Origin of the sequence: Streptomyces sp. E-08 (assembly GCF_049913095.1) — a bacterium.
GTDB lineage: Bacteria > Actinomycetota > Actinomycetes > Streptomycetales > Streptomycetaceae > Streptomyces.
The window spans coordinates 1,028,360-1,041,097 of the sequence record NZ_CP183971.1 but is presented as its reverse complement, the minus strand read 5'-3'; the positions used below and the strand labels follow the sequence as shown (position 1 = coordinate 1,041,097).

Below are 12,738 nucleotides of genomic sequence, written 5' to 3'. Positions count from 1 at the left end.
AAGGCAGTCGGTACCCCGCAACGGTCGGTACCCGTCATCAGGGAGGCAGGCTCCATGGGCAAGATGAAGGGCAAGGCGGAGCAGATCAAGGGCAAGGCGAAGGAAGAGATCGGCTCGATGACCGACGACAAGAGCATGGAGATGAAGGGCAAGGCGCAGAAGGTCGAGGGTCGGGTCGAGGAGTCGGCGGCGGACGCCGCGGACCGGATGCGGAGGATGGGCGAGAAGAAGAGGTGAGCGGCACGCGGCGGCGGGCGCGGCAGGGACGCCGTGCCCGCCGCCGCGTGCCGGTCCGGGGGCCTTCCGGGAGGCGTGCGAGAGCGCGGGGCGGGTAGGCGCCCGCCATCATGTACGGGTGATCGGCCGCACCGTCCCCGCGGTGCCCTCCGGCCGGTCCCGTCCTCGCGAAGGAGTCGTCATGCCCCGAGGATCCAGCCCCAAGCGGGAGCGGCAGTACGAGCACATCAAGGAGAGCGCGGAGGAGCGCGGCGAGAGCCCGGAGCGGGCGAAGGAGATCGCGGCGCGCACCGTGAACAAGGAGCGGGCCCGCGCGGGCGAGTCCAGGACGGCGAGCAAAAGCTCGACCCAGGACATGTCCTCCGGCAAGCGCGGTGGACAGCGCTCCCACAGCGGCGCGCAGGGACCCACGTACGACCAGCTCTACGCCGAGGCGCAGCGCCGCAACCTGCACGGCCGTTCCTCGATGAACAAGGCCGAACTCAAGCGCAGGCTAGGCCACTGACACGCCAGCCGCGTTCCGGTACGACCACGGGTGTCACCCTCCGGGCCGAGCCGGACACGCCGTGCGAGGGAATACCCCTCCCGGCCCTTCCCGTCCGGCCCGGGGAGCCGCCCTAAACGGGAACAGAGCGACCGCACCCGCCGCGTGGCATGCTCATTTGTATGGAGGGCGATTCCGTGCTTCCCGCCGCCGGCGGCACGGCACCCGAGGTGCTCGCTCTCGCCAAGGTCGTGACGACGCTGCGTGCCGAGGTCGCCGACCTGGAGGGCGTGGCCTCGATGGCGGCCGTGGTCGAGCGGGCCAAGGGCGCGCTGATGGCCCAGACGGGCGTGTCGGCGGACGCCGCGTACCAGCTGCTGCTCGCCAGGGCCGAGAAGCGGCGGGGGACCCTCCTGGAGGAGTGCTGGATCCTCCTGAGCCGCCTCGCCCCCTGCCCCGCGCCGACGGCGCCGCGGAGTGCCTCCGAGCCGGCCCCGGTGTCGCCCCCTGCGGGCCGCCACGCCGTCGGCGACCAGGGTCCCGTCGGGTCCAGGGTGCTCCTCGCCCGGCTGGCCGAGGAGCTCGCCGGCGCCCGTACGGCGGACGACGTGGCGGAACTGCTGCGGGCGCTGCTCGGCGGGGCCGAGGGCGTGGACGCCGTCATGATCTACCGGCCGGCGGCCGCGGGAAGCCTGGAGCTGGCGGGGCACGCCGGCGTCGACGCGGAACTGGCCGAGCAGTGGAGTCACATCCCGCCGCTCGGCCGCGTGGCGGCGCTGGAGGCGACCATCACCCGCGAGGGCGTCTGGCTGGAGGACCCGGACGTGGACGCCGCCGCGTACCTGCTGATCGGAGACTCGCCGGAACGGTGGCCCTCGCGCGCCTGGATCGCCGTACCGGGCAGCTCACCCCCGACAGCGGTCGTGGGCTTCCTCCGCTCCCGGGCGGGCCCCTTCGACCCGCCCACCCGCACCCTCCTGCGGCGTGCCGTACGGCTCTGCGGAGGCATCCTCCGGGAGGCCCGGGAATCCCGCGGAACGGGCACGCCTGACGAGGACGTCGAGGCGGTGCAGAGCGTCTTCGACGCCCTTCCCGGACCGGTCGTCCTGCTCACCCCCGTGCGGTCGGAGGCGGGCGCGGTGGAGGACTTCCGCATCGACGCGGCGGCCCCGGAGTCCCTCGACGTGGCCGGACGGCGCGGGAAGGAGCTGGTCGGACGGCGGGTCCTCGAGACGTACCCCACCCTGGCGGGCAGCGCGCTCTGGGACGGCTACCTGGAGACGCTGACCACCGGGACGGTCTACGAGAGCGAACCCTTCACCTACGAGGAGGTGTCCGCGGGAGTTCCGAAGCGGTCGGTGTACTCGGTCCGGGTGTCCCGGCGGGGAGACCGGCTGGTGGTGTCCTGGATCCACCACGACACCGGCGATCGGGAGTCCCTCAGGCTCGCCGAACTGCAGCGCCTGGGCAACCTCGGCTGGGTGGTCTGGAGACCGGCCACGGACACGGTCACCTGGTCCGACCACGTCTACGCCGTCTTCGACCGCGACCCCGCGCTCGGCCCGCTACGGATGGGGGAACTGCCCGACCATCTGGTGGCGGACGACGTGCCGAGGCTGGCTGCGGCCCTCCGGCGGCTGCTCGATGACGGCAAGGCGGTCGACGAGTCGTTCCGTGTCAGAACGCCGAGGGGGGTGCGCCACCTGCGGATCGTCGCGAGGGTGCAGACCGAGGGGGACGGCGCCCCGGTCGAGGTGCACGGCTTCATCCAGGACCTCACCGAGCTCCGCGACGCCGAACGCGCCCTGGTCGAGAGCGAACGCGCCAACCTCGTCCAGCGCGGCATGCTCAAGGCCGAACGCGCGCTGGGCGCCCGCCTCAAGGAGACCCTGCTGCCCCTCCCCGAACGGTCGCTCGACCTCGCGGGGCTGTGCGTCGACGTCGCGTACGTACCCGCCGACAGCGGCGTGAACGTCGGGGGCGACTGGTACTCCGCGATCGAACTTCCCGACAAGAGCGCCCTGTTCGTGGTCGGTGACGTGGCCGGCCACGGGCTGCCCGCCGTCGGCACCATGGCGCAGCTGCGGTTCTACACCAAGGGCATGACCGTCACCGGTTCGGCGCTCCCCGACGTCCTCGGCAGGCTCAACACGCTCCTCCTCCACACGGCGACGGAGCCGGGCGGCGCCACCGCCACCATGGTCATGGGCCGCTACCGGCCCTGGGACCGGCGTCTGACCTGGGTACGTGCCGGGCATCTTCCGCCGCTGCTGATCCGCCGCGGCGAGGCGGGCTACCTGGCTCAGCCCGAGGGCTGCCTGCTCGGGGCCGAGTTCCATTCCGCGTACGGGCAGGAGACGATCGAGCTCCTGCCCGGGGACCACCTGCTCCTCTACACGGACGGCCTGGTGGAGGAACCGGGCGAGGACATCGAGGTGGGCCTCGGGCGGCTCGCCGAGACCGCGGTCAGGGTCCTGGCGGACGGCCGGAGCGAGATGATGGCCCGTACGCTCGCCGCGCTGCGGGCGGGAAACCGCGACGACATCTGCGTCCTGGACATCCTTGTCCCCGACGACCCCTGATCGCGCGGGACGGCCACGGAGGCCCCACCGGCGGCCCGGTACTTCAGGGAGGACCCACCGGCGGTCCGGTACTTCACGGAGGACCCGACGCAGCGGCGATTTGCGCGAGAACTGCAACTCACTGTCAAACTCTTGCGATGCTTGCGCTAGTCTTGCGTGTATGACGCGACGACTTGCTCAGGTGGCGAAAAAGGTGGGGGTCAGCGAGGCGACGGTCAGCCGTGTCCTCAACGGCAAGCCGGGGGTCTCCGAGGCGACCCGGCAGTCGGTGCTCACCGCGCTCGACGTGCTCGGCTACGAGCGGCCCACCCAGCTCAGGGGCGAGCGCGCCCGGCTCGTCGGACTCGTCCTTCCGGAGCTGCAGAACCCCATCTTCCCGGCCTTCGCCGAGGTCATCGGCGGCGCCCTCGCCCAGCAGGGCCTCACGCCCGTGCTCTGCACCCAGACCAAGGGCGGTGTCTCCGAGGCCGACTACGTGGACCTGCTCCTCCAGCAGCAGGTCTCCGGCGTGGTGTTCGCGGGAGGCCTCTTCGCGCAGGCCGACGCGCCGCACGACCACTACCACCAGCTCGCCGAGCGCAACATCCCGGTCGTCCTCATCAACGCCTCCATCGAGGGGCTCGACTTCCCCTGCGTCGCCTGCGACGACGCCGTCGCCGTCGAGCAGGCCTGGCGCCACCTGGCCTCGCTCGGGCACGAGAAGATCGGGCTGCTCCTGGGCCCCGCCGACCACGTGCCCTCCGGGCGCAAGCTCCAGGCGGCGCGGGGCGCGGCCGAGGCGGCCGGCACGCCGCTGCCCGACGCGCAGATCGTGCGCTCGATATTCTCCCTGGAGGGTGGGCAGGCCGCCGCCAACGGCCTGCTGGAGCAGGGTGTCACCGGCATCGTCTGCGCCAGCGACCCGCTCGCGCTCGGGGCGATCCGGGCCGCACGCCGGCGCGGGCTCCGCGTCCCCCAGGACGTCTCGGTCGTCGGCTTCGACGACTCCGCGTTCATGAACTGCACCGAGCCGCCGCTGTCGACCGTCCGCCAGCCCATCGAGGCGATGGGGCGGGCCGCCGTCGAACTGCTCTGCTCCCAGATCCAGGGCGTCCACTCCCATCCGGGCGAGCTGCTCTTCGAGCCCGAGCTCGTCGTGCGCGGCTCCACCGCCCCGCCTCCGGCGCGCTAGCGCGCCGCCGGGAGCGACGTACCGCTTCCTCCTCAAAGGCACCGTTTCCTGTCGTCGTTCGGACGGCTCGGGAAGCGGTGCCTTTGTCATTTCCCTGTCCGTTCCGTTGACAGCGTCGTCATCCAGTAGAAATCTGTGCCACCAGTAATCGCAAAACATTGACTGATTCACTCAAAAGATTGCGAGTCACTGTGTACGGACGACGACTGGCGATGGGGTGGCTGATCGCGGCCCTGGTCGCCCTCGGGCTGCTGCCCGTCCCCGCGCAGGCCGCCGCCGCGGCCGACACCGACCTCGCGCTCGGCAGACCGGCCACCGTCTCCGGCGCCCTCGGCGCCTACCCGGCGGGCAACCTCACCGACGGCAGCCAGGCCAGCTACTGGGAGGGCCCGGCCGGTGCCTTCCCGCAGTGGGCGCAGGTCGACCTCGGAGCGGCCGTCCGCGCCGACCGGGTCGTCCTCAAACTGCCCACCGGCTGGGAGGCCCGCGACCAGAACCTCTCCGTCCTCGGCTCCACCGACGGCAGCGCCTTCACCACGCTCGCCGGTGCCCAGGCCCGCCGCTTCGACCCGGCCGCCGCGAACGCCGTCTCCCTCGCCCTGAACGGCAGCCAGGTCCGGTACGTCCGCGTCCAGATCACCGCCAACACCGGCTGGAACGCGGCCCAGCTCTCCGCCGTCGAGGTGTACGGCGAGCCCGGCACCGTCGAGCCGCCCGTCGGCGGGACCAACCTGGCCCGGGGCAAGGCGGTCGAGGCGACCTCGGTCACCCAGAACTACCAGGCCGCGAACGCCAACGACGACTCCACCGCCACCTACTGGGAGTCGGCCGGCCTCCCCGCGAGCCTCACCGTGAAGCTCGGCGCGGACGCCGACGTCGAGGGCGTCGTCGTCAAGCTCAACCCCGGCCAGGCGTGGGGGCCGCGCACCCAGTCCTTCGAGATCCTGGGCCGTCCCGCCGGCGCCACCGCCTTCACCACCCTCAAGCCGCGCGCCGACCACGCGTTCAGCCCGTCCTCCGGGCAGAACACCGTGACCGTCCCCGTCACCGGCCGCTTCGCCGACATCCGGCTCACCTTCCACTCCAACACCGGCGCCCCCGGCGCCCAGGTCGCCGAGCTCCAGGTCCTGGGCACCGCGGCCCCCGCTCCCGACCTCGTCGTCACCGACCTCACCTGGACCCCGGCCGCCCCCAGCGAGACCGACGCGGTCACGGTCCGGGCCACCGTCCGCAACGCCGGTACCGCCGCGGCCCCCGCCTCCGCACTGAGCGTCAGCGTCGAGGGCGCCGTCGCGGGCACCGCCCAGGTCGCCTCCCTCCCGGCCGGGGCCTCCGCCACGGTCGACGTCCCCGTCGGCCGCCGGTCCGTCGGCGCGTACACCGTCTCCGCCGCCGCCGACCCGGCGAACGCGGTCGCGGAGCTCGACGACACCAACAACAGCCGCACCGCCGCCTCGAAGCTGACCGTCGGCCAGAGCCCCGGCCCCGACCTGATGGTCACCGGCATCACCGCCAACCCCTCGGCCCCGGCGGTCGGCGCGCCCGTCTCCTTCACCGTCGCCGTCCACAACCGCGGCACCACCGCGGTCCCCGCCGGAACCGTCACCCGGGTCACCGCCGGCACCACCACCCTCGACGGCACCACCGGCACCGTCGCCGCGGGTCAGACCGCCACCGTCGCGCTCTCCGGCACATGGACCGCCACCAGCGGCGGCGCCACCCTGACCGCCACCGCCGACGCCACCGGCACCGTGACCGAGACCGACGAGAACAACAACGTCTTCAGCCGGTCCCTCGTCGTCGGCCGCGGGGCCGCCGTCCCGTACACCGAGTACGAGGCGGAGGACGCCCGCTACCAGGGCACCCTGCTCACCACCGACCGCCTGCGCACCTTCGGGCACACGAACTTCGCCACCGAGTCCTCGGGCCGCCGGTCCGTCCGGCTCGACGGGAACGGGCAGTACGTCGAGTTCACCTCGGTCAACCAAGCCAACGCCCTCACCGTCCGCAACTCGATCCCGGACGCCGCCGCCGGCGGGGGAGCGGAGGCCACCCTCAGCCTCTACGCCGACGACGTCTTCGTACAGAAGCTGACCCTCTCCTCGAAGCACAGCTGGCTGTACGGCACCACCGACGACCCCGAGGGCCTGACCAACCGGCCCGGCGGCGACGCCCGCCGGCTCTTCGACGAGTCGCACGCGCTGCTCACCCGGTCCTACCCGCCGGGCACCCGGTTCCGGCTCCAGCGGGACGGCGACGACCGGGCGTCCTTCTACGTGGTCGACCTGATCGACCTGGAGCAGGTGGCCCCGCCCACGCCCCAGCCGGCCGGCTGCGTCTCCATCACCGCGTACGGTGCCGTGCCCAACGACGGCATCGACGACACCGACGCCCTCCAGCGGGCCGTCACCGCCGACCAGAAGGGCGAGATCGACTGCGTCTGGATCCCGGCCGGACAGTGGCGGCAGGAGCAGAAGATCCTGACCGACGACCCGCTGAACCGCGGGCAGTACAACCAGGTCGGCATCCGTGACGTCACCATCCGCGGCGCCGGCATGTGGCACTCGCAGCTCTACACGCTGACCCCGCCGCAGAACGCGGGCGGCATCAACCACCCGCACGAGGGCAACTTCGGCTTCGACATCGACGACAACACCCAGATCTCGGACATCGCCATCTTCGGCTCCGGCACCATCCGCGGCGGCGACGGCAACGCCGAGGGCGGCGTCGGGCTCAACGGACGCTTCGGCAGGAACACGAAGATCAGCAACCTCTGGATCGAGCACGCCAACGTCGGCGTCTGGGTCGGCCGCGACTACTCCAACATCCCCGAGCTGTGGGGGCCGGGCGACGGCCTGGAGTTCAGCGGCATGCGGATCCGCGACACCTACGCCGACGGCATCAACTTCGCCAACGGCACCCGCAACTCCACCGTCTACAACTCCTCCTTCCGCAACACCGGCGACGACGCCCTCGCCGTCTGGGCCAGCAAGTACGTCAAGGACACCTCGGTGGACGTCGGCCACGACAACCACTTCCGCAACAACACGGTCCAGCTCCCGTGGCGGGCCAACGGCATCGCGGTCTACGGCGGTTACGGCAACACCATCGAGAACAACCTGATCTCCGACACCATGAACTACCCGGGGATCATGCTCGCCACCGACCACGACCCGCTGCCCTTCAGCGGCCAGACCCTCATCGCCGACAACGCGCTGCACCGCACCGGCGGCGCGTTCTGGAACGAGGACCAGGAGTTCGGCGCCATCACCCTGTTCGCGCAGGGGCAGGGCATCCCGGGCGTCACCATCCGGGACACCGAGATCGTCGACTCGACCTATGACGGCATCCAGTTCAAGACGGGCGGGGGAGCCATGCCCGACGTCCGGATCAGCAACGTCCGCATCGACGGCACGGTCAATGGCTCCGGCCTCCTGGCCATGAGCGGGGCCCGCGGCAGCGCCACCCTGACGGGGGTCACCTTCGCGCACACGGCCGAGGGCGACGTCCTCGTCGAACCCGGCTCGCAGTTCGTCGTGAACCGTCCCTGATCCAGGCCCCGGAACGGCGGTCCGCCCACCGGCGGACCGCCGCTTCGGCATGCCTCCGCACGGCTCCTGACGCCTTCTCAACTCACGACGCCCAAGCGGTAGACGACCCCACGATCCTCTGGAACTCTCTGAGCGTCCCGCGCAAAGAAGTGACATTTGAGCGCGATTTCTGGACGTCATCCCCCCATGCAGAGAACGAGGAGCGATGAGGATCCGCAACTGGAGATCACGGTGCCTGGGCGCCGCGATCGCGACGAGCCTCCTGGCGCTGGGCGGTCCGCTGATGACCGCCCACGCGGCCGGCGGTCCCGACCTGGCCCTGGGCGACCCCGCCGCCGCGAGCAGCGCGCACGCCGAGTACGGCGCCGCGAACATCACCGACGGCAACCAGGGCACGTACTGGCAGAGCTCCGGCTCCGTCCTCCCGCAGTGGGTGCAGACCGACCTCGGCGCCGCCACCCGCGTCGACGAGGTGGTGCTCAGGCTCCCGGCCGGGTGGGAGAGCCGCAACCAGACGCTGTCCGTGCAGGGCAGCGCCGATGGCACCGCGTTCACCACCCTGAAGACCTCGGCGACCTACGCCTTCACCCCGGGCGCCGGGAACACCGTCACCATCGCCTTCCCGGCCGCCCAGGCCCGTTTCGTACGGGTCGACATCACCGCCAACACCGGCTGGACCGCCGCCCAGCTCTCCGAACTGGAGGTGCACGGTGCCGACGGCACCTCCCCGAACCTCGCCGCCGGCAAGACGCTCGCCGCGAGCAGCAGCACCCAGACCTACGCGGCGCCCAACGCCAACGACGGCAACCGCGCCACCTACTGGGAGAGCACCGGAGGCGCCTTCCCGCAGTGGCTCCAGGCCGACCTCGGCGCCGCCCTCCGCGTCGACCGGGTGGTGCTGCGCCTGCCGGACGGCTGGGAGAGCCGCAGCCAGACCCTGAAGATCCAGGGCAGCACCGACGGCACGTCCTTCACCGACCTGACCACCGCCCAGGCGTACGCCTTCGACGCGGCGGGCGGACGCAGCGCGACGATCACCTTCGGAGCCACCACCACCCGGTACGTCCGCGTCCTCGTCACCGCCAACACGGTGCAGAGTGCGGCCCAGTTCTCCGAGTTCGAGGTCTACGGGCCGACGACCGGGGACACCCAGGCGCCGACGGCCCCCGCGAACCTGGCCTACACCGAGCCGGCCTCCGGCCAGATCCGCCTCACCTGGACCGCGGCCACCGACGACACCGGCGTCACCGGCTACGACGTCTACGCCAACGGCACCCTGCTCACCAGCGTCGCCGGAAACGTCACCACCTTCACCGACACCCGCCCGGCGAACCAGACGGTGTCCTACCGGATCAGGGCGCGCGACGCGGCCGGCAACCAGTCCGGCGACTCCAATACCGTGACCCGGACCGGAGACGCCGGGGACACCCAGGCGCCGACGGCCCCCGCGAACCTGGCCTTCACCGAGCCGGCCTCCGGGCAGATCCGCCTGACCTGGACCGCCTCCAGCGACAACACGGGCGTCACCGGCTACGAGGTGTACGCCGACAACGTCCTGCGCGGCGCCGTCGCCGGGAACGTCACCACCTACACCGACGCCCAGCCCGCCTCCGCGACCGTCACCTACTCCGTCCGCGCCAAGGACGCGGCCGGCAACCAGTCCGGCGCGAGCAACAGCGTCACCCGCAACGGCAGCGGCGGCACCGGCTCCAACCTGGCCGTCTCCAAGGCGATCAGCGCCTCCTCCACGGTCCACACCTTCCTCGCCGCCAACGCCAACGACAACAGCACGGCGACCTACTGGGAAGGCGCGGGCGGCAGCTACCCGAACACCCTCACCGTCAAGCTCGGCGCCGACGCCGACCTCGACCGGCTCGTCCTGAAGCTGAACCCCGACACGTCCTGGGGCGCCCGCTCCCAGACGATCGAAGTCCTCGGCCGCGCGCAGGACGCCACCGGGTTCACGAGCCTCGTCGCCGCGAAGAGCTACGCCTTCGACCCCGGCAGCGGCAACCAGGTGACGATCCCGCTCACGGCCCGCACGGCCGACGTGCAGCTACGGATCACCGCCAACACGGGCGCCCCGGCCGGCCAGATCGCCGAGTTCCAGGTGATCGGCGTCCCCGCGCCCAACCCGGACCTGCGGGTCACCGGCCTGACCGTCTCGCCCGCCTCACCCGTCGAGTCGGACCCGATCACGGTGAGCGCCACCGTCCGCAACGACGGCAGCGCCGCCGCCCCGGCCAGCAGCGTCGCCGTACGGCTCGGCGGCACCAAGGTCGCCACCGCCGCGGTGGGCGCGCTCGCCGCAGGGGCCCAGACCACCGTGACGGCCGCGATCGGCGCCCGCGACGCCGGCTCGTACCAGCTCAGCGCCGTCGCCGACGAGGCGGACCAGGTCGTCGAGCAGAACGAGACCGACAACACGTACACCAGCCCCACCGCGCTCGTGGTGCGGCCGGTGGACAGCTCGGACCCGGTCGTCGCCTCGGTGAGCACCTCGCCCTCCAGCCCCTCGGCGGGCGACGCCGTGACCTTCAAGGTCGCGGTCCGCAACCAGGGCACGGTCGCCACCGCCGGCGGCGCCCACGCCGTCACGCTCACCCTGCTGAACGAGCAGGGCGGCACCGTGAAGACCCTCGCCGGCTCCTACAGCGGCGCCCTCGCCGCAGGTGCGCAGACCGTGGTGAACCTCGGCCCGTGGACGGCCGCGAACGGCTCGTACACCGTCCGCACGGTCCTCGCCGACGACACCAACGAGCTGCCGGTCAAGCGGCAGAACAACACCGCCACCCAGCCGCTCTTCGTCGGGCGCGGCGCGAACATGCCGTACGACATGTACGAGGCGGAGGACGGCACCGCCGGCGGCGGCGCGACCGTCGTCGGGCCCAACCGCACGGTCGGCGACATCGCGGGCGAGGCGTCGGGTCGCAGGGCGGTGAACCTGGACGCGACCGGCGAGTACGTCGAGTTCACCTCCCGGGCCTCGACGAACACCCTGGTCACCCGCTTCTCGATCCCGGACGCCCCGGGCGGCGGCGGGATCGAATCCACGATCGACGTCTACGTCGACGGGGTGTTCAGGAAGGCCCTGCCGCTCACCTCGAAGCACGCCTGGCTGTACGGCTCCGAGACCGCACCCGGCAACTCCCCGGGCGCGGGCGGCCCGCGGCACATCTACGACGAGGCACGTCTGATGCTCGGCGAGACCGTGCCGGCCGGCAGCCGGATCCGGCTCCAGAAGGACGCGGCGAACACCTCCACGTACGCGATCGACTTCGTGAACCTGGAGCAGGTCGCGCCGGTGGCGAACCCCGACCCGGCCGCGTACGCGGTCCCCGCGGGCTTCACCCACCAGGACGTCCAGAACGCCCTCGACCGGGTCCGCATGGACACCACGGGCGCCCTGGTGGGCGTCTACCTGCCGCCCGGCGACTACCAGACGTCGAGCAAGTTCCAGGTGTACGGCAAGGCCGTGAAGGTGGTCGGCGCCGGGCCCTGGTACACCACGTTCCACGCGCCGTCGACGCAGGACGACACGGACGTCGGCTTCCGCGCCGAGGCCTCGGCGAAGGGCTCGCTCTTCAAGGGCTTCGCCTTCTTCGGCAACTACACCTCGCGGATCGACGGCCCGGGCAAGGTCTTCGACTTCGCGAACGTGTCGGACATCGTCATCGACGACATCTGGAACGAGCACTTCGTCTGCCTCTACTGGGGCGCCAACACCGACCGGATCACGATCAGGAACTCGCGGATCCGGAACCTGTTCGCCGACGGGATCAACATGACCAACGGGTCCACGGACAACCTGGTGACCAACAACGACGCACGGGCGACCGGCGACGACAGCTTCGCGCTGTTCTCGGCGATCGACGCGGGCGGCGCGGACATGAAGAACAACGTCTACGAGAACCTGACCAGCACGCTCACCTGGCGGGCGGCGGGCGTGGCCGTCTACGGCGGCTACGACAACACCTTCCGCAACATCCACATCGCCGACACCCTGGTCTACTCCGGGATCACCATCTCCTCCCTGGACTTCGGCTATCCGATGAACGGATTCGGAACCGGTCCGACGACCTTCGAGAACATCTCGATCGTCCGCGCCGGCGGTCACTTCTGGGGCGCGCAGACCTTCCCCGGCATCTGGGTCTTCTCCGCCTCGAAGGTCTTCCAGGGGATCCGGGTCAACCACGTCGACATCGTCGACCCCACCTACAGCGGGGTGATGTTCCAGACGAACTACGTGGGCGGCCGGCCGCAGTTCCCGATCAAGGACACCGTCTTCAGCGACATCTCCGTCACGGGGGCGCGCAAGAGCGGTGACGCCTTCGACGCGAAGTCCGGCTTCGGCCTGTGGGCCAACGAGTTGCCCGAGTCGGGCCAGGGCCCGGCGGTGGGCGAGGTGACCTTCGACGGGCTCCGGATGAGCGGCAACGCCGTCGACGTCCGCAACACCACCTCCACCTTCAGGATCAACGTCAACCCGTAGCCCCACGGCCCCCGGTGAGGCCGGCGCGCACCGCTTCGGACGGTCCGCGCCGGCCTCACCCGCATGTGGTCCGCCCGGCCCCACATGCCGGGTTGCGCTCCACTGTCGAGCATTTACGAAATCAGCGCGATATCTTGCGTTCACTTGTCGCCGGTGGTTGAGTGTGGCGCACCCCACCCACGCACCCGAGTGGGGTGACCTCCACGCCCAGGCCCGAAGGG

The 12,738-nt window shown here is 71.6% G+C and carries 6 protein-coding genes; all 6 read left to right on the top strand.

Annotation, left to right across the window (positions count from 1 at the left end):
- Window positions 1–54 precede the first annotated feature (54 nt).
- The 6 genes from ACN9MM_RS04860 (at window position 55) to ACN9MM_RS04835 (ending at window position 12,517) form a co-directional block, all read left to right on the top strand.
- Window positions 55–237, top strand: coding sequence for a CsbD family protein (locus tag ACN9MM_RS04860; RefSeq protein ID WP_426362459.1), 183 nt, complete (start codon window positions 55–57; stop codon window positions 235–237).
- A gap of 181 nt (window positions 238–418) precedes the next feature.
- A complete protein-coding gene (locus tag ACN9MM_RS04855) occupies window positions 419–742 on the top strand; it encodes a plasmid stabilization protein (protein ID WP_426362458.1) in 324 nt (107 codons plus the stop codon).
- A gap of 161 nt (window positions 743–903) precedes the next feature.
- A complete protein-coding gene (locus ACN9MM_RS04850) occupies window positions 904–3,303 on the top strand; it encodes a SpoIIE family protein phosphatase (RefSeq protein ID WP_426362457.1) in 2,400 nt (799 codons plus the stop codon).
- A 160-nt stretch (window positions 3,304–3,463) separates the two neighbouring features.
- Window positions 3,464–4,474 carry a LacI family DNA-binding transcriptional regulator gene (locus tag ACN9MM_RS04845; RefSeq protein ID WP_382858468.1) on the top strand — a complete coding sequence of 337 codons (1,011 nt, stop codon included), beginning with the start codon at window positions 3,464–3,466 and terminating at the stop codon, window positions 4,472–4,474.
- A 212-nt stretch (window positions 4,475–4,686) separates the two neighbouring features.
- Window positions 4,687–8,025 (top strand): CARDB domain-containing protein, encoded by a 3,339-nt coding sequence (locus tag ACN9MM_RS04840; protein WP_426368674.1) that lies wholly within the window; start codon window positions 4,687–4,689, stop codon window positions 8,023–8,025.
- A 205-nt stretch (window positions 8,026–8,230) separates the two neighbouring features.
- Window positions 8,231–12,517, top strand: a complete 4,287-nt coding sequence (locus ACN9MM_RS04835; RefSeq protein WP_426362456.1) for a discoidin domain-containing protein — start codon at window positions 8,231–8,233, stop codon at window positions 12,515–12,517.
- Window positions 12,518–12,738: the final 221 nt, after the last annotated feature.